Source organism: Bradyrhizobium sp. AUGA SZCCT0169 (assembly GCF_018130085.1).
In the GTDB taxonomy this organism is placed as follows: domain Bacteria; phylum Pseudomonadota; class Alphaproteobacteria; order Rhizobiales; family Xanthobacteraceae; genus Bradyrhizobium.
In genome coordinates, this window is record NZ_JAFCMC010000002.1 from 130312 (window position 1) to 154236 (window position 23925).

Here is a 23925-nt window from a genome sequence, read left to right on the forward strand (position 1 = left end):
ATTTGGTTTTCGCAGAGCGAAACTTATTTATTGATGCTATCAGAGAGCGCTACACGGGGATTCTGATGACGATCGATTTTGCACGCGCGCGGCGTGATCACGTTTGCATACGTAACGGATTTTCACACCTTCAAGTCGCCGGATGATGGAGGCGAGCATGGGGGACGTGGTCAACCTGAAGCGCTTCAAGAAGCGCAACGAGCGCGAAGCCTCGGCCAAGCAGGCCGACGCCAACCGCGCGCGGTTCGGCCGTACCAAATCCGAACGCGCGCTCGACGAGCAGGCGAAGGATCGCGCCGGGAACTTGCTGGATCAACATCGCATCGACGGCGGAGACGCATCATGAAGTCGCCGGTCGTCAAGCGCTCGATCGTGGTCGCCGGCCACAAGACCAGCGTCAGCCTCGAAGAGGCGTTCTGGAACGGCATGAAGGAAATCTCGGGCCTGCGGAACATGACGCTGTCCGAACTGGTCGGCGAGATCGACAGCAATCGCCAGCAGGGCAATTTGTCCTCGGCGATACGTCTGTTCGTGCTGGACTATTTCCGCACCCGCGCGATGCCGGCGGCCGCAGCTGCGCCTGAGGCCAGACCGCAGAGCTAGAACGCATGTCGTCGGGCTCAAACTAGCCGCAGGCGTTCCTCGCAAGGGAATTCGCCCGCGGCGATCGTCTCGCACACATTAATAGACGAGGCTCGAACCGGGCGGCTTCTCAAGCGCGGCCGCGAGCGAACGATACTCCGTGCAGTCGGTGCCGCAGATCGCAGCGATCCGGCTCAGATGATATTGCGCAGAATCACGGTTGCCCTGCTCGATCTGCCATAGGCCGTAGTACTGCCACGTCAGCACGTGGTTCGGATCCGCCTTGAGCGCGCGCTCGTACCAGGCTTGCGACAGTTTGTAGTCGCCGAGCTTGCGATAGGAGTAGCCGATCAGATTGGCCACCTTGGGATGGTCGTCGTGGCCAAGCGCCTTCAACTGCTCGATGGCGCCGGCATACTCGTTGCGGTCATAGATCGTCGCATAGGCCGCACGATACCCCTGGATAAAGGCGGGGTCGCCGAGGCTGGTTTCCTTGGCTTTCTTCTTGGCCTTTTGGGTGCTGCTTCTGGCGGGCCGCGGCGCCGACCTGGTTTCCGGCGCTGGGGTCGTTGCCATCGGTGAATCGGCGCCGCCGCCACCTCCGGCGGCAAAGGCTGGAACCGGCGGTGACGCAACGGCCAGCGCCATCAAGGGCATTGCCAGTGTTACTAACCTGATCACGGATTTGACCACGCGCACCTCCTGCTCTCGAGGGTAGAAATTCCTCCAGCCGTATCCATCAACCCCGCCTTGCACCGTACATTCCCCGACTTCGTCAGAGCCTCCTCACAAATCGGAGAGACCGGCGAGGACGCCCTTGCCTTCGGGCCGGCAAGTTTCTAGGAAATGCCGATCCAGCCACACGGACACATGGAGAGAGCAATGGACATCGCAATGCACACCGCGCCGCGATCCCTGTCCATTTCGGAAGCTCTTCATGCCCGCCTTTCTCATTCTGGATTCGATTTCCCTCAATACACCTGACGGCCGGCCACTGTTCGACGGACTGACGCTTGCGCTTGGGCGCGAGCGAACGGGGCTCGTCGGCCGCAACGGTTCCGGCAAATCCACACTGCTGCGCCTGATCGCAGGCGAGAGCGAACCTGCCGGCGGATCCGTGCAACGCATCGGCTCGATCGGCATGCTCGCGCAGCTGGCGGATGACCGGCAGACGGTCGCGCAAGCGCTCGGTGTTGCCGGCGACCTCGCCCGCCTGCGCCGTCTCGAACGCGGCGAGGGCTCGCTCGACGATGCCGCGGATGCCGACTGGACGCTGGAAGCCAGATTGCAGACCGCACTGGTCGAAACCGCCCTGCCCGCGATGCCGCTGGATCGTGCGATCGCCTCGCTAAGCGGTGGCGAACGAACGCGCGTCGCGCTGGCGCGCCTCTTGATCGAGGCGCCGGACTTGTTGTTGCTCGATGAGCCCACCAACAATCTCGACGCCGATGGACGGCAAGCGGTGGCGCAACTGCTCGAACGCTGGCAGGGCGGCGCACTCGTCGCCAGCCACGACCGCGCGCTGCTGGATCGCGTCGACCGCATCGTCGAACTGACGCCGGTCGGCATTACCGTGTTTGGCGGCGCGTGGTCCACCTTCGCCGAGGCGCGCGATACCGCCCGGGCACGCGCGGGAGCCGAGCTCGAGCGCGCGTCGGACGCGCTGCGCGACACCGAACGCTCTGTACAGAAGGCGCGCGAGAAGAAGGCACGCCGCGACAGCGTCGGTCGCGCCTACGCACGCTCGGGCAGCCAGGCAAGGATAATGTTGGGTGCCCAAAAGCAGATCGCGGAAGCGAGCAGCGCCCGCGAGGGTCGCCTTGCCGACCGCCTGCTCGGCGACCGCACCGATGCGCTGGAAGAAGCCCGCGCCAAAGTGGAAGTCCTGACACCGCTTTCGATCGACCTGCCCAAGACCAACCTGCCCGGCGGGCGCGAACTCATCGCCTTCGGGGATGTAACGATGTCCTTTGAGGACCGCCGTTTGTTCGGCCCCCTGTCGTTCGAGGTCCGAGGGCCTGAGCGGATCGCGATCCGCGGCGCCAACGGCTCCGGCAAGACCACGCTGTTCCACCTGATCACGGGAGAACTGAAACCTGCGAGCGGTGAGATCCGCCGCCTGACCGATCGCATCGCCGTGCTCGACCAGCATGTCGGGCTGCTCGATCCGGCTTCATCGATCCTCGACAATCTCCGCCGCCTCAATCCGGAGCTGACCGCGAATGAAGCGCATGCCGCCCTCGCCCGCTTTGCCTTCCGCAACCGCGCGGCGCTGCAAATCGCCGGCACCCTGTCCGGCGGCGAGCGGCTGCGCGCGGGAATGGCCTGCGTGTTTGCAAGACCTCAACCGCCCTTCATGCTGCTGCTGGATGAGCCGACCAATCACCTCGATCTCACCTCGATCGAGGAACTGGAAGCTGCGTTGAAGGGCTTCGACGGCGCGCTGATCGTGATCAGCCACGATCAGGCGTTCTTGCAGTCGTTCGGGATCCAGCGCGAGATCGTGCTCTAGATTCTTGTTTGACGCGTTTTCTGCCGCAGATAAGTCTACGCAATCTGCGCAAACAGATTGCTATGCGAACCGGTAGCCACTTCGCTTGAAAACGCTTTGGTTAGTTATTCTGCAGCGCCGGCCGCTGCGGAGGCGGATTGGCGACCTGCGGTGTCAGCGACAGCGGCGGCCTCGGCCTCGGCTTGGCTACCGGCGCAGCACCGGGCGCCGGCCTGACTTCGATCGGCGGCGGCAGCGGTGCAAGCTGCGGCTGGCTCGCCAGCGGCGCCGGCGGATTTGGCGCGGGCGCTGTCGCAATCGGTGCCGGTGGGCGCGGCGGTGTGGCGGCCTTTGGCTTGGCTGCCGGCGGCCGCCGCGGATCGCGGCCGGGCACCGGCACTGGCGACAGCGCCTCGCTCGGCGACGCCGCTTCCGGCGTTAATGGCACCGCCGCATCCGGCGGCAACGATATCGGGGCCGGCATCGGCGGCGGCGGTTCGCCACGCTCGATCGCATCCAGCCTTCGTGTTTCGTGATCAATCGTCCGTACCGCCAGCCAGGACGACAACGCCGTCACGTCGACGCTGCGACTGAGCGCATCGGGCGTGCCCACGGCAAACAATTGAATTTCGGGGCGGCCGGTCGCAGGCCCCACTATCGTCAGCGCCAGCGCGGCGCGGATGTCGGCCTGATCGGCCGGAATGTCATAGCCGCCGGAGACGGTGGCGCGCACACCATTGGCGTCGAGCGTGGTGGCGCCGACGCGCAGCCGGCCATCCCGGATGTTGAACGGGATTTGCGCCGAGCCGACCGCCAGCGCGCCGGCCAGCAGCGCCGGTTCGACGATTTGCTTGAGCCGCGCATCGTCCTTGGCCTGGCCGCCATCGCTGGCGCGAACCGCCACCTCAAAGGCGCGCGGGTCGAGCCCGGCAATCCTTGCGGATTCCAGCGTCACGGTTCCGCTGCCGGAGAGTGCGCCGGTCAGCGCCGCCGCGCTGCGGCCCTGGCTTGCCAACGCCATCTGCAGCGACGCACGGCCCGCGGGCATCGAGAGATTGCGATAGCGCAGCGCCGTGCCATCGACGCTACTGAGCTGCACGCTCGCGTTCAGCGCAATGCCATTTGGGCCCTGCCTGGCGTCGATCGTGGTCGTGGCCTCGCCACCGCCGATCTTGCCCTTGATGGAATCGAAGGTCAGCGACTGGCCGTCGCTTTTCACAATCCCGCTCACCGGCTGCAATTCGCTGCCGCCCGGCAGCAAGCCACGCAATGCCTGGAATGCGACCTTGCCGCGCCAGCCCTTGACCAGCCCCGCGGTCAGCGGCTCCGCCGCGTCGTGTCCGGCAGCCCCCATCGCCAACGCAAAGGCCGGCGCCAGCGCGATCTGGTCGAGACCGATTTCGCCTTCGATATTTTTTTCATCGCCCAGGGTAATCGCGACGTGTCCGCGCAGCCGCGAACCGGCAATGCTGCTGTCGAGATCGTCGAATGTCAGCTTGTTGCCTGCGAGTGACACGCGCGAGGACAGGCCGATATTCTGTGCCAGCGTGTCCGTCGGCTTGAGGTCGAGCAACGGCCCGAAATCGGCGCTGCGAACTTTCAGGGAGAAACTACCCTTGGCCTCCTGCGCCCATGGCTCCGCCGTACCGTCGGCATCGGCGTCCAGACCCTTTCCGGAGATCTTCGCCTTGAGCCGCAGCGATCCACCCCATGCCCCCGTCGCCGAGCCTTCGAATTGCGCCGGGCCGTCGCCGGCGGTCATCGTGCGATCCAGTCCCAGCAGCGCCAGCAAGGCACGGCCCTGCCCCGACGACATCTTCGACTCGATGCCGATTTCGCTGCGCCCCAGCGCCTGCAGATCGATGCCCTGGATCGCCGTCACGGCCGGCCTTGCGGTGATCGTGGTGATCCCCTTGAGCTGCGGCGCCTCGATGTCGACCACCGCGCGCGCGTTCGCATGATCGGCCTGCCCCGCGCTCTTGTTGAGTTCGAGCGCGAGTTTGACGCGCGCAGGCCCCGGGCTCGCTCCCATCGCGTTGAGCCGCGCGGCCAGCGACGGCGCAAACGGCGCCACCAACGCGGTGATCTGGCCAAACGACGACGCCGTCGAATGAAGTTCCAGCTTCCCAATCGAAGCGAAGCGATCGAAACGGCCGACGCCTTCCAACGCGACCTTGTCGGGCTGGCCAATATTCAACTGGTCGAGCGAAAACGCCTTTGGTCCATAACCAAGCCTGGCCACCAGCGGCCGCAACTCCTGGCCGGCGGAAATGGCGCGGCCGATATCCAATGACAGCCGCCCTTCGTCCGGCCATTCGGCCTGCGGGCCGGCCAGCGAACGCGCCAATGCCGTGGCCGCATCAAGGTCGAGGCGCTCGGCCTTCAACTCTGCCGTGATCTTCGAGCCGCTGCTTGGCTGCCGGTGTGACACCGCGATACGGCCTTCGACGGCGCCGCCATCGATCTCGGCCTTCATCGCATCGATGGCAAATCCATCAGGCGCGATGGTGACGTCGCCGCGCAGCCGCAACGGCTTCTGGCTGCGAAAGCCGATGTCGCCGCGGCCCTGCAGCCAGGTCATCAGCGCGTCGGGATCCGACGATTCGACGTTGAGCGCGGCCTTGAACTGATCCGGCGCCGCGCCTTTGGCGATCGCCTCACTCAGCGAGACCCGCGTCGTACCCGGCGCGCGAAACTCCAGCTTGCGTACGCTCCAGGATTTCGCATCGCCATGCAGTTCGGCCGCGATGTCCTGCAACGGACGGCCGCCCAGCATCACCTGTTCGGAGGCCAATCCGATCTGCGCCGCGATCGGGACTTGCGGAAGGCCCGACATCAGCGTGCGCACCGCCGGCAACACACGGACCGGCTCAGTGGCGGTAACGTCCTTGCTGTCCTTGGCGAAGAATCTGTCGGCATCGAGCTGGCGCGCGGCGAGCGAAGCCCGCAGCAACGGCGCGGCGCCGAAGCGCAGGTCGCCATTGCCCGCCAGTTTCAGCGCGCGCTCGTCCGCGCCATACGTCACTTCGAGCGCATCAAGCCGTGCGGTTGAGTAATCGGCCTTGACGCGGGAGCTGACACGCCAGGATGGCGGCGACGTGTCGAAGTCGTCTGCCTTTGGGCGCGGCGGACTCGCCAATACCATTGTGCCCTCGAAGCGCGGCGCCCGCGCCTCGAAAAACAATAGACCGTCGAGATCGGCCGAAAGCGTCTTCGGACCGGGATCGATATTCAAATGCACACGGGTGCCGTTGCCGTCGGCGGTCTGGCCGGAAGAAACTCGAAACGGATAGCGCGTGCCCAACAGCACGAAATTGCCGTCACCACGGATCGAGCCCGCCAGCGAACGCACATCGCCGGAAAAGGCGATGTCGTTCAGTTCGAGGGTGCTGCGGCTGGCGGCGTCGTGCAGCGCGATCCGGCCGGTGAGATTGAGCCGATCGATCGCCAGCGAGCCCGGATTGAGTGTTCCGGTCGAGGCCGGCCAGTCGATCCGGCCCTTTGGATCGAGCCCGAGATCGAGCGACATGCCGTTGATGGAAAGTTCGGTGGCGCGCACTTCGCCGCGCATCAGCGAACCCAGGCTGAATTCGACGTCGAGCTTGTCGGCGCGCACCTTGCCGAGGTCGTTGGCGCCGCCGACCGTTACCGCCCGCAGCTGCAACGACGGTGCCGGCAACAGCCGCGCGTCGAGCTTGCCGCCGACGCGCACCGGCGCGCCGATGATCCGGCTCGCCTCGGCCTCGAATTGCGGCCGGAATTGATTCCAGTCGATGAAATACGGCCCGACAAGCGCGGCCACCAGCGCAATGATAAAGGCGATTGCCAGGCCGAGCAGCGTCGTCTGCACGGTGTCTCCCCATGAACCGCTCCGGCACAGACCGCGCCACGCGAACTCAGGGCCGGAGCAGCCCAATATATAGAGAGAAGTATGGCGAAGTCACAGCGGCATCAGCGCCATAGCCCCGCCGGTTCCGATTTATTCAGAACCTGAGGCCTCGTTGATGTCGAGGCGATATGGTTACCAGCTCGCCGGCAGATGCTTCAGGCCCCGGAGCACGAAGGTCGGCCGCCATTCCGGGTTCACCGCGTCATCCAGCCGCAGGTCGGGAATCCGGCGCAGCAGCGTGGAAAGCGCGATCTCAGCCTCGATGCGCGCCAACTGGGCGCCGAGACAAAAGTGGATGCCCCCGCCAAAGGACAGCGGCTTCACATTTGGTCTGGTAATATCGAGACGCTCGGGATGATCGGGATAGACCGCCGGATCGTGGTTGGCCGAGCCGAGCAGGCACAGCACGGTCTCGCCTTTCGGAATCCGCTTGCCGCCGAGGTCGTCGATGTCTTCCAGCGCCACCCGGCCGGTCAGCTGCACGGAGGAATCGTAGCGCAGGAACTCCTCGACCGCATTGGTCATGAGCTCGGGCCTGGCCTTGAGCAGCGCCAATTGGTCCGGATTGCGATGCAGCGCCAGCAGGCCGTTGCCGATCAGGTTGACGGTCGTCTCATGGCCGGCGCCAAACAGCAGGATGATGTTGGCCGTCAGCTCCTCATTGGAGAGCTTGTGACCGTCTTCCTCCGCCTGCACCAGCTGCGTGGTCAGATCGTTGCCGGGGTTCTTTCGCCGCAACTCGAACAATTGCTGGAAATACATCTCGGAAATCATCGTGCCTTCGTTGGCCTGCTTGATCTCCTCCGGCGACAACGGCACGGGATCGAGAATGCGGCCACCCGCACGCGCCCTGGTGTAAAACGCCTCGCGATGCTCTTCGGGAATGCCGAGCATGTCGCAGATGACGGTCACCGGCAGGCGGAAGGCGAAATCCTCGATCAGGTCCATCTTCCCTTGCGGGATGATCCGGTCGAGCGTCTCGTCGACGATTTGCTGGATGCGCGGACGCATGTCCTCGACCCGGCGCGCGGTGAAAGCCTGCACCACCAGCCCGCGCAGGCGGGTATGGTCGGGTGGATCCTGCTGCAGCATCATCAGGCCCAGGCTGCGAAAGGCCGGCTCCTCCATGATGTTGGGCCCATAGCGCCGGATGGTGCGTTCGACATGCTGCTTGCCAAAGCGCTTGTCGCGGATCACCAGGCTGGCTTCGGCGTGCCGGCTGGCGACATAAAGGCCGAGCGGCGTCAGATGCACGGGATCGGTGGCGCGCATCCGCGCGTAGTGCGGATAGGGATTGCGGATGAATTCCGGTGACAACGGATTGAAAAGCGGTTCGCTCGTCGCAGCCTGAACGTGCTCGTTCATGATGACCTCGATTGGTTTCCACACCGCAGTTTTTATTAGTCTATCAGCACATCGCATGCTCTGATGCCGGCTCTTCCATCCGGGTCTCTGCAACTCGATACACTGTTGTATTGAGTTGCATTCTCACCTAAATTGCGCCGATGTCAAGGTTGCGAACCAGACCGACAAGGGACGATACCCGCGACAAGCTGTTCGAGGCGGCGGCGCGGGTGTTCGAGGAACAAGGCATCGGTGGCGCCAGCATCGAAACCATTGCCGCCGCGGCCGGCTTCTCGCGCGGCGCATTCTATTCGAATTTCACGAGCAAGGACGAGTTGATCATCGCCATGCTCGAGAATCACGTCGAGCAATCGATTCTGCGCCTTCACGATCTGCTGGCGAAACACAAAAGCCTGCCGGATTTCATCGACGCGCTGAAGACCATGGATCGCAGCCAGCAGGATCCGCTCGGCCGCTCGCCATTGCTGCACATGGAGATGATCCTGTTCGTGGCGCGCGCCGAAAAGCGCCGGCCCGAACTTGCCAAGCGGCTGCGCGCTCGCCGAAAATTGATCGCCGACATTGTCGAGACCACGGCGAAGAACAGCGGCAAGGATTCGGTGCTCGATCCGGCATGGTGGGGGGCTATCGTTCTGGCGATGGAAGACGGCTTCCGCCTGCATCGGCTGATCGATCCGGATACCACGCCCTCAGACAGCTTTCTGCGCGCAATCAGCGATCTGGAACGCGTGATCGGCGTGGCGTCCAAGTAAATATTCTAACCGTCGCCTTGCATCTTATGCAGCTGACCCGCGACGGCGCGGATCTTGCGCGGTGAGGCCTGCCAGATCGCGAACGCCGACAAGGCGCTCACGGCGACGCCGATCGCAAAGGCCAGCGTGTAGCTGCCGTAGCGGTCGAACAAAAACCCGGTCGCCCACGGGCCGGCCGCGCCGCCGGCCAGCGCCGCCAGCATGATGGTGCCGAAAATGCTGCCATATTGCTTGCCCTGGAAGATTTCGAGCACCACCGCGCCCATCACAGAGGTCAGGCCGTAGCCGAGCACGCCCTGGGTCACGATCATCAGATAAACCAGCGGCAACACAGGCGCGAATTTCAGCCCGATCAGCGCCGCAAAGCAGATCGCAAAACCCAGGCAGCTGATCGCCCAGATCCATTCACGTCCGACCCGGTCGGAGAGATGCCCGAGCCAGATCTGGCCGGGAATGCCGAGCAGGCTGACCACGCCGAGCGCCCAGACCGCGACGTTGGCCGAGAATCCGATATCGAGCAGGAACTTGGTCTGGTGCACCTGCACCGCGTACCAGACGTACAGGCCGCAGAAATAGCCGAGGCAGATCCACCAGAATCGCGCGGTGCGCAGCGCACGCCGCAAGGTCCAGTCGGTAGCGGCCCAGACCGGATCGACGATGTTCGAGATCGGCTTTGCTGAAGTCGCCGTCGGCGCGGCATCACCATCCGGCAGTAGCCCGATATCTTCGGGGCGCATCCGCAGCAACAGATTGATCGGCGCCAACACGACGAGGACGACAATGCCCATTGCGGTGCAGGCGGTGCGCCAGCCGGTCTGCTCGATCATATGCTGCACCCAGGGCAGCAAGGTCACCGAACCGATCCCGACGCCGGCAAACGCCAGCCCCATCGCGAGGCCACGGCGGCGAATGAACCAGTTCGGTACGAACAGCGATTGGCCGGAATAGCCGAGACACACGCTTCCCGCGCCGACCAGCACGCCGATGGTGAGATAGAGATGCCAGGGCTGCGTCGTCAGCGGCGCCAGCAGCAGGCCCGCGCCCATCAAGGCGACGCCGAGTTCCATCACCGCGCGCGGGCCGTGGCGGTCCATCAAGCGGCCGATCAATGGGCTGACGCCGCCGGAGACCACGAAGCCGAACGAGAAGGCGCCCGCGGTGACGCCGCGTTCCCAGCCGAATTCGGAGATGATCGGCGGAAAGAACAACGAGAACGCGGTCCGCGCATTGACGCCGATCGCCATGGTGACGAACGTCACCGCGACGATCATCCAGCCGTAAAAGAAGGGAAGGCGCATTGGCATGTCATTCCGGGGCGCACGAAGTGCGAGCCCGGAATCTCGAGATTCCGGGTCTGGTCCTTCGGACCATCCCGGAATGACGGGGTCAAGAGCTTTTGAAACTATACAAGCGCCAGCTCGTCTGGTCAGCCATGAATGCTGCAGGGCATCAAGGACGTCGCGTCCAGCTGATGGCATTCACGGCGCCGACCGGAATCTCGCTTGCGATGATCTTCTCGACCTGCCGCACCGTTTCCAGCGATTGGTACTCGATCGCCGGCGGCGTCAGGCCGCCGATATGCGGCGTCGCGATCACGTTCGGCAGCTTTGCCAGTTCCGGCGTCGGCATCTGGTCCAGGGCCCGGCCGACATCCATCGCCGCGCCAGCGATGCGGTTCTCGTGCAGGGCCGCGGTCAGCGCCGCCTCGTCGACGAGATTGCCGCGCGACAGATTGATGAAGAACGCATGCGGCTGCATCCGCGCCAGCGCCGCCTGCCCGATCAGATTTTCCGTCGCCTCATTGGCGACTGCGAGGCAGACGACAAAGTCCGAACGCGCTAGCAGATCGTCGAGCGGCAGATGCCGGATGTCAGGCTCGCTCACACTCGCAAAGGGATCGGCGACCAAAACTTCCATGCCCAGCACTTTGGCAATCCCGGCAAGGTAGCGGCCGATGCTGCCATATCCGATAATGCCGATGCGGCTGCCGGCCAGTTGTCGGCCCATCACCACTTTGGGCTTCCGCCCGGCATGATAGTCGGCGCTGGCACGCGAGACGCCGCGCGATAGGTCGACCATGAATCCGAGCGCAAGTTCGGCGACCGACTGGACGAAACCGGGTCCGGCCCGGGTAACCAGCACGCCCGCGCGCGAAGCCTGCTCGACGTCGATGTTGCGAATGTCGACGGCGCAGCGAACGAAGGCGCGCAGCTTTGGCAGCCGCGCAAATATCTCGCCGGGTCCGGCGGTGAGCCGGTCGGCGACGATAATCTCGACGTCACGTGCGGCGTCGATCAGGCCGAACGCATCCAGCGCGTCGTTGCCCTCGTGCAATTGCACCTGCGCGATCGCCTGCAATCCGCTCAGGCTGCGCTCGCCGTAATATTGCGCCCTCGCTTGCGGCGGATGGGTGAGCAGGACTTTCAAATCAACATCTCCGCCTGTTAGCACCTACTTGGATTTGGCGACTGAAGTGCCGTCCCAATCCTGGTCGCTCGGATTCTCGAGTTGCTCCCTGCAGCGCGCGATCATCACCGATGCCGCCGCATCATCCTTGACCTTCTTCACCTCTTCGAACGCCGTGATCGCGGCCGTGAATTCGCGCGCCCGCCAGCATGCGAGGCCGGCTTCATAGGCCCTCACCCAGTCGATCGCACCGCCGGCCTCGTCCGCCATCGCAAGCAATTCGTAGATTTGCAAGCCCCCGGCGCGGCCGTAGACCGCGAGGCGATCGAGTTCGCGCACCACGATGCGGTCGCCCGCGAGACGCCGCGTTTCGGGACCGATGATGATGGTCGAGCCGTAGACCTTGTTGGTGCCCTCGAGCCGGCTCGCGATGTTCACGGCGTCGCCGATCACGGTGTAGTTCAGCCGCACTTCGGACCCGATATTGCCGACCAGCATGTCACCGGAATTAATGCCGATGCGGATTTTGACCGGCTGGCCATGGTCGTCGACCAGACCGACCTCGGTCATCGCGCGCTGGCAGGCCAGAGCCGCACGGCAGCAATCGACGGCGTGTTCGGGGTTCGGCGCCGGCGCACCCCAGAACGCCATCACGGCATCGCCGATGAATTTGTCGATGGTGCCGCCCTGCGCCTGGATCTGCACCGAGACGGAATCGAAATAACGCGACAGCAGCGGGATGATGCGGTCGCCGAGCCGCTCCGAGATGCCGGTGAAGCCGGCGAGGTCGATGAACATCACGCTCATCGGCCGCACCGCGCCGCCGAGGCGCGCGCCGTTACCGTCGCTGATCAGCCGCTTCACGAGATCCGCGGGAATGTATTTTCGGAACGCCGCCAGCCCCTGCGCCATGTCGCCGATGGCGCCGGACAGGTTCTCGATCTCGGTCAGCCGCGACGGATGCCGCTCGACCTTGTCCAGATCGAAGCGCTCGACATGCCTGATCTCGCCCACCACCTTGATCAGCGGCGCCGCGATCAGGCGCTGGGCGAGCCATGCCGACAGCAGCCCGGCGATCACGATCAGGATCGCAAGTCCGATCAGCAGGTTCCGGATCGTCATCTGTACCGGCCCCAGAAATTCCGACTCCGGCACCACTGTCACCAGCGACCAGCCCGGAAACGAGATCGGCGTCAGCACCGCCTGATAGACCTTGCCGTCCCGCGTCACCTGGCGCTTCAGCGGCTCGCCCTCGCCGGGATTGTAGGCGGTGCCGGCCTTCTTCATCGCGTCCACCGCGACCGCAAACAGCGGATGGCCGGTCTTCAGCGGCGTCACTTCGCTGGCATCCGGATCGGGCGCCGCGACCACGCCGCCCTCGCGATCGAGGATGAAGGCGCCGGCCGATTTGCCGACCGTCAGCTGCGACAGGAAATTCGAGACCCGCGTCAGTTCGATGATGATGGCGATGACGCCGGCGGGTCCTTGATCGATCTGGATCGGCGCCGCGAAGGCGGCCGCCAGACGTTCGCCGTTGGGATGCTTGGTCAGCGTCGACCAGTTTTCGTCGTTGGAGCTGGCTACCTCGCGGAACCATTCCTGATCGGTGACGGAATAATTGGTGTCCTCGACGCGGCTGGACTTGAGCAGCGTGTCGCCACCTCCGAATTCATAACGGTTAATCTTCGCCTTTCGATCGCCCGCGATCTCGATCATCTCGATGACGCCATTGCCAAGCTTGTGCCCGCCAAAGAACGTTCCGTCCGGCCATCCGAACGCTACCCAGGAAATGGTCGGTTGCGACCGCAACTGCGATCGGATCACCACCTCGCGCATCTCGGCGTCGCGCGCCTCGAACACCCTTCCGAGCAACAAGGTGCGCACCGCCGACATGGACGATCGCGCTTCCGAGGTGATCGATTGCAGTTCGTCGCCGACCGCGGAGACGATCTGGTCGTTGATGGTGTCGGCAAGGGTCTGGCTGACCTGCTGGGCGGTGCGCCACCACAACAGGTGCACGCCGACGGCGCTGACGACGATCGACGTCAGCACGAGGGCCGAGATGGCGTTGCGAATGCCGATGCGCATTGCGGGGTCCTGGTTCGCGGGATCGGTTACCGCAATACGGAACGATACTAGCGTCTGTTTCACCGGCGAGGCTATCCCGGCGCCTTCCATATGCCTTGTCATACCCTTGGACACGGCTCTGTGACCAGAGTTGAGCCGGAAGCCGACGAAACTTACCGATTGCCTGTTCCGTACAAGCCAAGACGGCGCTATGCCTTGCGGCAGTTCTCGAAGGTCATGCAATGCACGATGTTTCCATCCCGGCGGCCCTGATTGCCGGACTTGTCAGCTTCCTGTCGCCCTGCGTGCTGCCGCTGGTGCCTCCGTATCTGATCTACCTGACCGGCGCGACCATCGAGCAGGTCAACAATGACGGGGCGACGAAGGCCTCGAAACGCGCGGTGATGGCCGCGGCGCTGATGTTCGTGCTCGGCTTTACCACCGTGTTCGTGGCGCTCGGTGCCAGCGCTTCGTTCGTCGGCGGCCTGATCCGGGCCTGGTCGGCGGAGCTCTCGATTCTCGCCGGCATCGTCATCATCATCATGGGCCTGCACTTCCTGGGGCTGACCCGCATCGGGCTGTTGATGCGCGAGGGACGGCTGACCGCACCGAAGCCGGTCGGGCTGTGGGGCGCCTATGTCATGGGGCTTGCGTTTGCGTTCGGCTGGACCCCCTGCATCGGGCCGATCCTGGCGGCGATCCTGTCGATCGCGGCCGCCGAAGCCACGGTGACCAAGGGCGCGGGCCTGCTCGCGGTCTATTCCCTCGGGCTTGGAATTCCGTTCCTGCTGGCCGCCTTCATGATCGAACAATTCTCCGAGCTGTTCGCGCGGATGAAGCGGCATCTCACCACCGTCGAGCGCGCCATGGGTGTGTTGATGGTCATTACCGGCATCGGTTTCCTGACCGGCGCCGTTACCAGCGCCAGCATCTGGCTGCTGGAAACGTTTCCCGCACTGCAAAATTTCGGCTAACGCCCCGTAACAAACGGGCTATCCGTTGCGAAACTCCTGCCATGACCAGATTGCCGCCCTGCGCGGCCGCAGCGTCTTCGTGCGCACTTGATTTGAGAGGCCGCCGGTGCGGCCTCGCGTCACGATAATAATCGGAGGGGGCCCGCATGAATTTTATCGTCAATCTTCTCATCCTGTTGCCGGCGCAGATCGGCTCATACTTCTCCTGGGCCGGCCCGCTGATCATGCGGCTGGTCGTCGGCTACACCTTCATGCTGGCCGGCTGGGGCAAGCTCACCAATTTGCCGCAGGTCACCGAGAATTTTATCGGCTGGGGCATCCCGTTTCCGAAAATCCTCACCCCCTTCGTATCCGGCGTCGAGTTCTTTGGCGGCGCCATGCTGATCCTCGGCCTGTTCACCCGGATCCCCGCCGCCATGCTGGCGGTGGTCATGCTGGTCGCGATCAAGTCGGCCAAATGGGATGACGTCGATTCGCTGCAAACGCTGCTCGGCTTCGAGGAAATGACCTACTTCGCCGCCTTCACGTGGCTCGCCATCGCAGGCCCTGGTGCCGCCTCCCTCGATCGGCTGCTGATGAATACCCCCGGATACAACAAAGTGCCGGCCTGAGCATCGGCAGCCCCCGCCCTCACAATGCCGTGACATCGCGGATAAGTCTGAGCCCGGATTTTGGCGCGCGCGTAGCTGTCGAGACACCAGCGCTTCCGGGAGCCGCCATGAAACTCGTCCGCCTCGCCGCCTTCGCCCTTGCCGCGCTCGCGGCCGGTTCCGCCCACGCATCCGATGGCGTCAAATGGAGCGAATGGAGCGATGACCTGTTCACCCGCGCCGCCGCCGAAAAGCGCTTTGTGATCCTCGATCTCGAGGCGGTGTGGTGCCACTGGTGCCACGTCATGGAAAAGACCACCTATGCCGATCCGGAGGTCGAAGGCCTGCTGGCGTCGAAATATCTGCCGGTTCGTGTCGACCAGGACGCCAATCCGGATCTGTCGAGCCGCTATGGCGATTGGGGCTGGCCGGCGACCATCGTGTTTGGACCCGACGGCACCGAGATCGCCAAGCTCCGGGGCTATATCGAGCCGGAACGGATGCGGGCGCTGCTCAAGGCCATCATCGACGATCCCTCACCCGGGCCTTCAGTCGGCGAGGCCTTTGAAGTCAAACCTTCAGCATCGGCCTTCCTCAGCAAGCAGCAGCGCGCGGACCTAACCAAGATTGTCGACGAGTCCTACGACGAAAAGCTCGGCGGTTGGGGCGAGAACCAGAAATTCATCGACGCCGACAGCCTGGATCTTGCGATCACCCGTGCAGAGACCGGCGATGCCCTTGCGATCAAGCGCGCGCGACAGACGCTGGACGCTGCAATCGCACTGATCGATCCGGTGTGGGGCGGCGTGTATCAATATTCCGAAGCGGGCTCCTGGACCCATCCGCATTTCGAAAAGATCATGTCGTTCCAGGCGCAGTATCTGCGGCAATACAGCCAGGCCTATGCGCTGTGGAAGGACCCGAAATATCTCAAGGCGGCCCGCGATATCGAGCGCTATCTTGCGGCCTTTCTCTCGGGTCCCGAGGGCGCCTTCTATGTCAGCCAGGATGCCGATCTAGATCACGACACCGACGGCCACAAATATTATGCGCTAGGCGATGCCGGGCGCCGCAAACTCGGCATGCCACGCATCGACAAGAATCTGTATGCGCGCGAGAACGGCTGGGCGATCTCGGCTCTCGCCGCCTATTACAACGTCACCAACGATGTAAAAGCGCTGGCCATTGCCGAGCGTGCTGCGAAATGGGTCAACGCCAACCGCGCGCTGCCGGGCGGTGGGTTCCGCCATGGCGAGAAGGATCGCGGCGGACCCTTCCTCGGCGACACGCTGGCGATGGGCCAGGCCTTCCTCGATCTCTACGCAGCCACCGGCAACCGCGACTGGCTCACCTCCGCGGCCAAAGCCGGCGATTTCGTCGCGACTTTTCGCGACGAGGCCGGTGGCTTCGTAACGTCGAGGAAAGCGGAAGGCAAAACCGGCGTATTGGCAAAACCGGCAAAACTGCTTGATGACCAGGTGCAGGTGGCGCGCTTCATGAACCTGCTCAACCGCTACTACGGCGACGAAACCTATCGCGAGCACGCCTCACATGCGATGCGCTATGCGAGCAGTGCCTCGGCCGAGATGATGCGCCCGTTGCCCGGCGTGCTGCTCGCCGACGAAGAACTCGCGATCGAGCCGACCCATATGACGATCGTCGGCCACAAGGATGCGCCCCGCGCGCAGGCCCTGCATACCCTCGCACGGGCGCTGCCGGCCCGCTACAAGCGCCTGGAGTGGCTCGACCTGCGCGAGGGCAAGCTGCCCAATCCCGACGTCGAATACCCCGATCTCGGCGAGCCCGCGGCGTTCGCCTGCAGCAACCGGATCTGCTCGTTCCCCTCGTTCAATGCCGAAGAGCTGCAGGCCACGGTGAAACAGATGGCAAAGTTGAAACCTTCGCGCGCCGCGATGAACTAGGCGCCGTTCATAAGACGGGCGATGCGCGCCCGCAGCCCCGCGACCATCCCGCCAAGCGGGAAGCGCCCCTCTGTGACCGGCATCACAGCGCCTCCACCCGCTTCAAGCGACAAACGGCCAACAGGAATGAACCGGTGTTGGTCGTCATGGCTTGCTCAAAATATGCTTGCTGGTCGAATGTGGCGCGCGGCTCGCTTGCAGCGATGCTGCTGGCCGTTTCGCTGTTTGCGGCCGGCCCTGCCGGCGCGGAGATTATCAGGAAGGAAGACACGCTGCGCGGGATCACGATGACGCGCGAAGAGTGCGCCGCGAAACCGCAGACCTTCTGGCTCAACGTCTACAGCCAGGATTTCTGTGTCCGGTATTATCTTTCCACCGCCGGAGGCCAGGGCTCGCGCCCGGTCATCATTCTGAACGGCGATCACAACGGTCCGGTTGATCCGACCCGTTGGACCTGGGCAGATCCGTCCAAGGCCAGTGACGTCAACACCGACAAACTCGTCGCTATTGCCGACCATTTCTCGAAGATGGCGAAGACCACCGCGATCTATCTTGGTCGTATCGGCGTCGAAGGCACCTCCGGCACCCATCTATCACGCAAGACCCTCGTCGAGCTGCACCTGATGGACATGGCGCTCGAGGCGCTCCGGCAACGCTACCAGTTCGAAGGCTTCCATCTGTTCGGGGAGTCCGGCGGAGGCCGGCTGGTGTTCGGCCTCGCGCAAATGCGGCGCGACGTCGCCTGCCTGATTTCCGGCTCGGGACAGATCGTGACCCGGGGTCCCGCACGGCCCGGCGATCCTGCCAGGACTTATTTCGACATCACGGGCAAGGTGCAATGGCTCGCGCAGAACCGCGCCCTGCGCATGATGGTCATTAGCGACCCGTATGACCAGCAGGTGCCGACAGCCGCTCAGCAGACCCCCATGGTACAGACCCTGAGACAGGCCGGGCACGTGGTCCCCCACCTCCTCGTCGAAGCCACCGACCCGAAGCGTCACGCGGTGCTCGACTATGGCGCGATAGCGATGGGCGGCTGCGTGCTCGGCCGGCACGACGACGAAATCGCGCGGGCAATAGGCACGCTCATACGCCGCAACGCCGAGACCAACCGGCGTCTGCAAGACGAAGCCCGTGCCAAGTCCCCGCCGCAGACGGCTTCCGACACGATCGCGCGTCAGCCGGGACGCTCGTGACATGAAAGCGACGCAGCGGCCCGGATCAGCAACGGGACAGTCTCGAAACACGGAGCGCGCGATGCGGGTTCTCGCCAGTGTCCTTCTCACCGCCGTCACGATCATCCTGGCGCCGGCAGGCGCGCAGGCCGAAGCGCAGCAGCGCATCTGCCTGGACAACGCCACCCCGCCCGCCCCGAGGGCTGCGGCCTGCTCATTCGTCATCACGAATGCGCCGCCCGCCGAGGCCAGGGAACTTGCCCGTGTCTATCTCATCCGCGGCAATGCCAATCTGGCTCTCGGCGTCTACGACCGGGCGGTGGCGGATTTCGACGCGGCGACGAAAGCCCACCCGACCGCCCATGGCCCGTTCAACAGCCGCGGTGTCGCGTTCCTGCGCCAGAAGCAGCTCGATCGCGCCATCACGGAGTTCGATTCTGCGATCCGGCTCAATCCCAACGATCCCCTTGCCTTCACCAACCGCGGCGACGCCTACCGGACAAGGGCCGCATCGACCGCGCGATGCAGGACTACGACGCCGCGATCGTGATCAATCCAAAGTGGGTCAATGCTTACTTCGGCCGGGCAGCGGCGTTGCAGCAGAAGGCCGGCTCCGATTTCGACGCCTTCGTCAACGAGGGCCGCTTCGAAGAGCTGGCCATCGCGGAATACGGCAAGGTGCTGCAGATCGCGCCGCGACACGCCGGCGCCCTCAGCAACCGCGGCCAGCTACATCATATCTTGCGCAGATACGACCTTGCCATCGCCGACTTCACGCAAGCAATCGAGATCAATCCCGCAAATCCGGCCTTTCTGCGCAACCGCGCGCTGACCTACCGGATGATGCGGCGGTTCGACCTTGCGATCGCGGACTATCGCAACGCGCTCGCGATGACGCAGGATGCCGACGGGCGCAAGCTGATCGGAGAACTGCTGGCTCAGCTCGGCGCCGCCGTCTGAGGCCGTGGCTACACGCCGGCGTCTTACGGAGCACACGCTCGCGCAGCAGCCAACACTCCCGTTGTGCAACGCAACCGGTCATTGAAGCTTCCCGATTATCCCGCGCGGACGGCTTCTGTTGCCATTCTGCCGCGCAACCAAATACTCCCATGCATCGGGGCTTAGACATGGCGGATCGTCCAAATCCAAAAAAGAAAAATTTCTTTCGAAACTCTGTAACCAAATCGCCCGATGCCCCGTAGCTGGTTTCGGATGAGCACTCAAATCGCGGAGGCTAACGGCTTTCGTGAGCCGCCGCGATCTGATTGGCATCCGCTGCTTCCTTAGCGTTGTGCGGGTCGATGATCCCAAGTCATCGAACGCTCACGGCGTCCTGTTGTCGTCAAACAATCATCGAGGAGAACGTCATGAAGTTGAATACGAAATCCGGTGCGACGCTCGCGGCCGCCGCTGCCACTTTGTTCCTCGCCGGCGCGGTTGTGTCGACCGGGTCGACATCGGCAAACGCCGCCGCCGGCAAGTGCATGGTCGGCAACGCCTGCAAGGGCCAGAGCGCCTGCAAGGGCGGCTCGAGCGCCTGCAAGGGCCAGAATGCCTGCAAGGGTCAGGGCTTCTCGATGACCACCGAGAAGGCGTGCACCGCCATGGGCGGCAAGTTCGTCAAGGCCTGACCGTCCCGAATTGACGCGAAAAGGGCCCGGCGTCGTGCCGGGCCTTCACGGTTCATTCCAGCCCGGGAATGTTTCACTTAAGCCCGCCCGATCATTGAAATAAATTTCGCTCGCCGTGTAACCAAGCCAAATCCGCCGCGTATCTATCCCCGGGTACCATCTGTCGGTCCTGATGTCAGTGGCTTGCGGGTGGTGCACCTTCACACTTCTATCTCGAGGAGACGTCCATGAAGATGACTTCCAAGTCCGGCGCCACGATTGCCGCCGCTGCAGCCACGCTGTTCCTGGCTGGCGCGACGATGTCGACCGTCACCTACGCCGCCGGCGAAGGCAAATGCGTCGGCGCCAACGCCTGCAAGGGCCAGAGCGCCTGCAAGAGCGGCGCGAGCGCCTGCAAGGGTCAGAACGCCTGCAAGGGTCAGGGCTTTTCGGCCATGACCAAGGAGAAGTGCGACGCCGCCAAGGGCAAGTATTCGCCCGCCTGATCGAGGCTATCCGGAAAGGGGGGGCCGGTGTATGCCGGGCCCCCTTTCCATGATAATTTGAGGCAATACCCATCGCCCGATCGCGATGCGCGAAGCGGAGACGACATGAACGTCGCGAGCAGATTGCCCAACTCCCCGGCGGCGCTTGGGCGTCCGTTGCAGTCGGATAAGCCACCCTTCCTTGGCTTCGGGCTCGGCCTGCGCGCACAACACTACGACGAGATCCTGAGCGGAAACCCGCCGATCGACTGGTTCGAAGTCATCAGCGAAAACTACATGCTGCCCGGCGGCCAGCCGCTGCGCGTACTTGACCGGATTTGCGAACGCTATCCCGTCGTGATGCACGGCGTGTCGCTGTCGATCGCATCGACCGCGCCGCCGAATTTCGAATATCTGCAGGGCCTGAAAGATCTCGCTGTGCGAGTCGAGCCAAAATGGATCTCCGACCATTTGTGCTGGACCGGCGTCCACGGCAAGAACCTGCACGATCTGCTGCCGATCCCCTACACGTCAGAGGCGCTCGACCACGTGGTCAGCCGCGTTCAGCTGGTGCAGGATTTCCTCGGCCGCGCCATCGTGCTCGAGAACGTCTCGACCTATGTCCAGTTCAACAATTCAGAAATGACGGAATGGGAATTCCTCGCCGAATTGTCGCGCCGTTCCGGTTGCTGGCTGCTGTTCGACATCAACAACGTCTATGTCAGCGCCTTCAACCACGGCTATGACCCCATGACCTTCCTGAACGGGATTCCAGCGGACCGCGTCGTGCAGTTCCACATGGCCGGCCACAGCCACATGGGCACCCACATCATCGACACCCATGATCATCCCGTCTGCGAAGACGTCTGGGATCTCTATGTCGCGGCCATCAAGCGCTTCGGCCGGATCTCGACCATGATCGAGCGCGACGACAACATCCCGCCGCTCGACGAACTGCTCGTGGAAGTGAACCGCACCCGCGAGATCGCGGAGAAGGTCTTAGCCCAATTGGACAAGAACTTGGGCAAGCAGGCGGGATGAGCGACTTCGCGCGGCAACAGGCGGATTTCCAGCGCGGCATCCTGACCGGCGACGACACGGTGCTCACCGAAATCCTCGACAGCCCCCGCGAGAAACGCGAGACGCTGTACGGCGTCTATCGCTACGCCTACGGCTCGCGGCTGGTGGAGGCGCTTCGTAACGACCACGCGTTGCTGCATTCGTATCTCGGCGATGAGGCGTTCGACGAGATGGGCCATGCCTATGTCAAGGCGCGCCCCTCAGAACATCCGAACCTGCGCTGGTTCTCGCAAGGCCTGCCGGAGTTTTTGAGGTCGGCAGAACCCTATTGCAACCATCCTGTTCTTGCTGATCTCGCAGCGCTGGAGAAGGCGCTCAACGACGCCTTCGACGCCGCGGAAGGTCCGGTGCTTGAACTGACCGCCATGGCTTCGTTTGCGCCAGAGCAATGGAACGATCTCAAGTTCCAGCCGCACCCCAGTGCGGCCAGGCTCGATTTGTCGACCAACGCCTCCGCGGTCTGGCTGGCGCTCAAGAACAACGAGACGCCGCCGGACGCGGCCACGCTGGAAGAACCGGCGCGCATCCTGGTCTGGCGCCAGGACACCACGCCAATGTTCCGCGAACTTGCCCCTGAAGAAGCGATGATGTGGGACGAGGCCGCGAGCGGCATTCCGTTCGGCGTGCTCTGCGAGATGTTGGCTACCTATAACGATCCCGATGGCGCGGCGGCACGCGGCGCGGGCTATCTGCATGGCTGGATTACTTCGGGCAACCTGACGGCGGTTTCCACCTGATAACAGAGGCCCGAGACATGGGCACCGATACCGATCACCATTTTATCGAGCGTATGACATGGGACGAAGTCGCGCGGCACATCGCTAATGGTGCTGCGGCGATACTGCCCGTTGGCGCGGCCGCCAAGGAGCATGGTTTCCACCTCCCTCTCAATACCGACCGCATCCAGGCCGAATGGCTTGCGAGCCAACTCGCCGAACGGATCGACGCACTGATCTGGCCGACGCTGGCTTACGGATACTATCCCGCCTTCGTCGCCTATGCGGGCAGCTGCAGTCTTTCGAGCGCGACCTTCGAAGCCGTCGTGCATGAGATCGCGGAAGGCATTCTCGGCAGCGGGTGCCGAAAGCTGTTCGTTCTCAACACCGGGATCAGTACGCTGGCACCGGTCGAGCGCGCTTTGGCGCGGCTTGATGCCGGCAAGGTCATGCATCTGCGCATCCATGAAGGCCCGCGCTATCGCCAGGCCGCCGAACGGCTGGCCGAACAGAGCCATGGCAGCCATGCCGACGAACTCGAGACGTCATCGATGCTGGCGCTGGTGCCACACCTCGTCGATATGGCACGCGCCGAGCCGAGCCCGGCCATCGGAAAGGAGGCGCCCGGCCCCCTGACACCGGTGGATACGAACTCGCCGAATTACAGCCGCTGCGGCAGCTATGGCGACCCGACCTTGGCGACGTCGGCCAAGGGCGAAATCCTGCTCGCCACGATGCTCGACGATCTCAGGGAAAAGGTCGCGGCGTTCGTGACAGACCGAACCGTCGCGCAGCAGCGGCCCGGCACGACCAGAAGCGTGTCGTGATGAAAACCCTCGGCGGCATCAGCTGGATCGTGTTGACCGCCGTCCTCACCGCCATGCCGGCGAGCCTGATTTCGTTCCGCGCCGATGCGCAGTCGGACTATATGCGCGGCGACCGGATGCCGTATGACGCGTTCGACCGGATGCCCAAGACCGACCTCGAAATCGAAGGCGGCACCATCCATGTCGGCTTCGCGCCCGGCGAGATGGCGCTGCCGAGAGAAAAGGTGCTCGACTGGGTCCGGATGTCGGCGAAGGCCGTCGCCACCTATTATGGCCGGTTTCCCGTCGAACAACTGCGGCTGCTGCTGGTGCCGGTCGACGGCGCCCGCATTCGCGGCGGCACGACGTGGGGCTATCGCGGCGCCGCGATCCGCATTCCGCTCGGCCGCGATTCCACCGAGGAGGTTTTGCGGCGCGACTGGGTGATGGTGCACGAGATGGTGCACACCGCCCTGCCCGATCTGAACCATCGCCACACGTGGCTGTCGGAAGGTCTTGCCGTCTATATCGAGCCGGTGGCGCGGGTGCAGGCCGGCGACCTCACGGCAGCGGAAATCTGGCAGGCAATGATGCGCGACATGCCGAAGGGCCTGCCGCAGGCCGGCGATCAGGGTCTCGACAAAACCGACACCTGGGGCCGGAGATATTGGGGCGGCGCGCTGTTCTGCCTGCTCGCGGACATCGAAATCCGAAAGCGAACGAATAATCGCCTCGGCCTGCAGGACGCCATGCGCGGCGTCCTCGCCGCGGGCGGCAATCATGAAAAGGATTGGTCGCTCGATCGTCTTCTCTCCACCGCCGACAAGGCCGTCGGCGTCGACGTGCTGACGACGCTTCATGGCGAGATGGGTTCAAAGCCCGTGACGCCCGATCTCGCGGGCCTGTGGCGCGACCTCGGCCTGAAGCCGCAGGGCGAAAGCCTCGAGTTCGACGACGCTGCGCCGCTGGCGGCGATCCGCAAAGCGATCACTGCGCCGCGCGCGAAATAGCGCTG

22 protein-coding genes are annotated in these 23925 nt (G+C 64.0%); 16 read left to right on the forward strand and 6 right to left on the reverse strand.

The features are described 5' to 3' along the window. The first annotated feature begins 157 nt into the window (after positions 1–157). Together JQ609_RS02605 and JQ609_RS02610 are read left to right on the forward strand one after the other, a co-directional pair. Entirely contained in the window at positions 158–346 is a 189-nt protein-coding gene (locus tag JQ609_RS02605; RefSeq protein WP_192738001.1) for a DUF4169 family protein, read from the forward strand. Then, a complete protein-coding gene (locus JQ609_RS02610; RefSeq protein ID WP_212206970.1) occupies positions 343–603 on the forward strand; it encodes a ribbon-helix-helix domain-containing protein in 261 nt (86 codons plus the stop codon). Before JQ609_RS02605 ends, JQ609_RS02610 begins: the two co-directional genes overlap by 4 nt. A gap of 78 nt (positions 604–681) precedes the next feature. Here JQ609_RS02610 and JQ609_RS02615 read toward each other — a convergent pair whose 3' ends face one another. After that, complete coding sequence (locus tag JQ609_RS02615; RefSeq protein WP_312014666.1) at positions 682–1275, reverse strand: tetratricopeptide repeat protein; 594 nt, start codon at positions 1273–1275, stop codon at positions 682–684. A gap of 244 nt (positions 1276–1519) precedes the next feature. Between JQ609_RS02615 and JQ609_RS02620 the strand changes: the two genes are divergently transcribed. Next, complete coding sequence (locus tag JQ609_RS02620; RefSeq protein WP_212271908.1) at positions 1520–3094, forward strand: ABC-F family ATP-binding cassette domain-containing protein; 1575 nt, start codon at positions 1520–1522, stop codon at positions 3092–3094. Between the two features lie 100 nt (positions 3095–3194). Here JQ609_RS02620 and JQ609_RS02625 read toward each other — a convergent pair whose 3' ends face one another. Together JQ609_RS02625 and JQ609_RS02630 are read right to left on the reverse strand one after the other, a co-directional pair. Further along, the gene (locus JQ609_RS02625; RefSeq protein WP_212271909.1) at positions 3195–6923 is read right to left on the reverse strand and encodes an AsmA-like C-terminal region-containing protein; all 3729 of its coding nucleotides are present in this window, start codon (positions 6921–6923) and stop codon (positions 3195–3197) included. Between the two features lie 171 nt (positions 6924–7094). Continuing rightward, positions 7095–8327 (reverse strand): cytochrome P450, encoded by a 1233-nt coding sequence (locus JQ609_RS02630; RefSeq protein ID WP_212206967.1) that lies wholly within the window; start codon positions 8325–8327, stop codon positions 7095–7097. Positions 8328–8467: 140 nt separating this feature from the next. Here JQ609_RS02630 and JQ609_RS02635 point away from each other — a divergent pair, with 140 nt between their 5' ends. Further along, a complete protein-coding gene (locus JQ609_RS02635) occupies positions 8468–9079 on the forward strand; it encodes a TetR/AcrR family transcriptional regulator (RefSeq protein WP_212206966.1) in 612 nt (203 codons plus the stop codon). Between the two features lie 5 nt (positions 9080–9084). Here JQ609_RS02635 and JQ609_RS02640 read toward each other — a convergent pair whose 3' ends face one another. The 3 genes from JQ609_RS02640 to JQ609_RS02650 form a co-directional block, all read right to left on the reverse strand. After that, a complete protein-coding gene (locus JQ609_RS02640; RefSeq protein WP_212206965.1) occupies positions 9085–10377 on the reverse strand; it encodes an MFS transporter in 1293 nt (430 codons plus the stop codon). Positions 10378–10528: 151 nt separating this feature from the next. Next, positions 10529–11506, reverse strand: coding sequence for an NAD(P)-dependent oxidoreductase (locus JQ609_RS02645; RefSeq protein WP_212271910.1), 978 nt, complete (start codon positions 11504–11506; stop codon positions 10529–10531). Between the two features lie 24 nt (positions 11507–11530). Next, on the reverse strand, positions 11531–13636 hold the full coding sequence (locus JQ609_RS02650; protein WP_312014790.1) for an adenylate/guanylate cyclase domain-containing protein: 2106 nt from the start codon (positions 13634–13636) through the stop codon (positions 11531–11533). 158 nt (positions 13637–13794) lie between these two features. Here JQ609_RS02650 and JQ609_RS02655 point away from each other — a divergent pair, with 158 nt between their 5' ends. From JQ609_RS02655 to JQ609_RS02710, 12 genes are all read left to right on the forward strand, one after another. After that, a complete protein-coding gene (locus tag JQ609_RS02655) occupies positions 13795–14526 on the forward strand; it encodes a cytochrome c biogenesis CcdA family protein (protein WP_212206962.1) in 732 nt (243 codons plus the stop codon). A 146-nt stretch (positions 14527–14672) separates the two neighbouring features. Next, positions 14673–15137, forward strand: a complete 465-nt coding sequence (locus JQ609_RS02660) for a DoxX family protein (protein WP_212271911.1) — start codon at positions 14673–14675, stop codon at positions 15135–15137. 107 nt (positions 15138–15244) lie between these two features. After that, on the forward strand, positions 15245–17038 hold the full coding sequence (locus tag JQ609_RS02665; RefSeq protein ID WP_212271912.1) for a thioredoxin domain-containing protein: 1794 nt from the start codon (positions 15245–15247) through the stop codon (positions 17036–17038). 134 nt (positions 17039–17172) lie between these two features. Further along, the gene (locus tag JQ609_RS02670) at positions 17173–18234 is read left to right on the forward strand and encodes a hypothetical protein (protein ID WP_212271913.1); all 1062 of its coding nucleotides are present in this window, start codon (positions 17173–17175) and stop codon (positions 18232–18234) included. 61 nt (positions 18235–18295) lie between these two features. Continuing rightward, positions 18296–18763: a tetratricopeptide repeat protein gene (locus JQ609_RS02675; protein WP_212271914.1), complete on the forward strand. Its 468-nt coding sequence runs from the start codon at positions 18296–18298 to the stop codon at positions 18761–18763. After that, positions 18736–19173, forward strand: coding sequence for a tetratricopeptide repeat protein (locus tag JQ609_RS02680; protein WP_212271915.1), 438 nt, complete (start codon positions 18736–18738; stop codon positions 19171–19173). The genes JQ609_RS02675 and JQ609_RS02680 overlap by 28 nt, the downstream gene beginning before the upstream one ends. A 407-nt stretch (positions 19174–19580) precedes the next feature. Beyond that, complete coding sequence (locus JQ609_RS02685) at positions 19581–19844, forward strand: hypothetical protein (protein WP_212001595.1); 264 nt, start codon at positions 19581–19583, stop codon at positions 19842–19844. A gap of 227 nt (positions 19845–20071) precedes the next feature. Then, positions 20072–20329 (forward strand): hypothetical protein, encoded by a 258-nt coding sequence (locus JQ609_RS02690; RefSeq protein WP_192738016.1) that lies wholly within the window; start codon positions 20072–20074, stop codon positions 20327–20329. A gap of 105 nt (positions 20330–20434) precedes the next feature. Then, positions 20435–21349, forward strand: a complete 915-nt coding sequence (locus JQ609_RS02695) for a DUF692 domain-containing protein (protein ID WP_212271916.1) — start codon at positions 20435–20437, stop codon at positions 21347–21349. Next, a complete protein-coding gene (locus JQ609_RS02700) occupies positions 21346–22125 on the forward strand; it encodes a DNA-binding domain-containing protein (RefSeq protein WP_212271917.1) in 780 nt (259 codons plus the stop codon). Before JQ609_RS02695 ends, JQ609_RS02700 begins: the two co-directional genes overlap by 4 nt. Before the next feature lie 17 nt (positions 22126–22142). Continuing rightward, entirely contained in the window at positions 22143–22931 is a 789-nt protein-coding gene (locus JQ609_RS02705; protein WP_212271918.1) for a creatininase family protein, read from the forward strand. Next, the gene (locus JQ609_RS02710; protein WP_249127599.1) at positions 22931–23920 is read left to right on the forward strand and encodes a hypothetical protein; all 990 of its coding nucleotides are present in this window, start codon (positions 22931–22933) and stop codon (positions 23918–23920) included. Before JQ609_RS02705 ends, JQ609_RS02710 begins: the two co-directional genes overlap by 1 nt. Positions 23921–23925 lie beyond the last annotated feature (5 nt).

Coding starts and splice junctions, on each gene's coding strand:
- JQ609_RS02605 (WP_192738001.1), top strand. CDS start 158: ATGGGGGACGTGGTCAACCTGAAGCGCTTCAAGAAGCGCAACGAGCGC.
- JQ609_RS02610 (WP_212206970.1), top strand. CDS start 343: ATGAAGTCGCCGGTCGTCAAGCGCTCGATCGTGGTCGCCGGCCACAAG.
- JQ609_RS02620 (WP_212271908.1), top strand. CDS start 1,520: ATGCCCGCCTTTCTCATTCTGGATTCGATTTCCCTCAATACACCTGAC.
- JQ609_RS02630 (WP_212206967.1), bottom strand. CDS start 8,327: ATGAACGAGCACGTTCAGGCTGCGACGAGCGAACCGCTTTTCAATCCG.
- JQ609_RS02635 (WP_212206966.1), top strand. CDS start 8,468: ATGTCAAGGTTGCGAACCAGACCGACAAGGGACGATACCCGCGACAAG.
- JQ609_RS02640 (WP_212206965.1), bottom strand. CDS start 10,377: ATGCGCCTTCCCTTCTTTTACGGCTGGATGATCGTCGCGGTGACGTTC.
- JQ609_RS02655 (WP_212206962.1), top strand. CDS start 13,795: ATGCACGATGTTTCCATCCCGGCGGCCCTGATTGCCGGACTTGTCAGC.
- JQ609_RS02660 (WP_212271911.1), top strand. CDS start 14,673: ATGAATTTTATCGTCAATCTTCTCATCCTGTTGCCGGCGCAGATCGGC.
- JQ609_RS02665 (WP_212271912.1), top strand. CDS start 15,245: ATGAAACTCGTCCGCCTCGCCGCCTTCGCCCTTGCCGCGCTCGCGGCC.
- JQ609_RS02675 (WP_212271914.1), top strand. CDS start 18,296: ATGCGGGTTCTCGCCAGTGTCCTTCTCACCGCCGTCACGATCATCCTG.
- JQ609_RS02680 (WP_212271915.1), top strand. CDS start 18,736: ATGCAGGACTACGACGCCGCGATCGTGATCAATCCAAAGTGGGTCAAT.
- JQ609_RS02685 (WP_212001595.1), top strand. CDS start 19,581: ATGAAGTTGAATACGAAATCCGGTGCGACGCTCGCGGCCGCCGCTGCC.
- JQ609_RS02690 (WP_192738016.1), top strand. CDS start 20,072: ATGAAGATGACTTCCAAGTCCGGCGCCACGATTGCCGCCGCTGCAGCC.
- JQ609_RS02695 (WP_212271916.1), top strand. CDS start 20,435: ATGAACGTCGCGAGCAGATTGCCCAACTCCCCGGCGGCGCTTGGGCGT.
- JQ609_RS02700 (WP_212271917.1), top strand. CDS start 21,346: ATGAGCGACTTCGCGCGGCAACAGGCGGATTTCCAGCGCGGCATCCTG.
- JQ609_RS02705 (WP_212271918.1), top strand. CDS start 22,143: ATGGGCACCGATACCGATCACCATTTTATCGAGCGTATGACATGGGAC.
- JQ609_RS02710 (WP_249127599.1), top strand. CDS start 22,931: ATGAAAACCCTCGGCGGCATCAGCTGGATCGTGTTGACCGCCGTCCTC.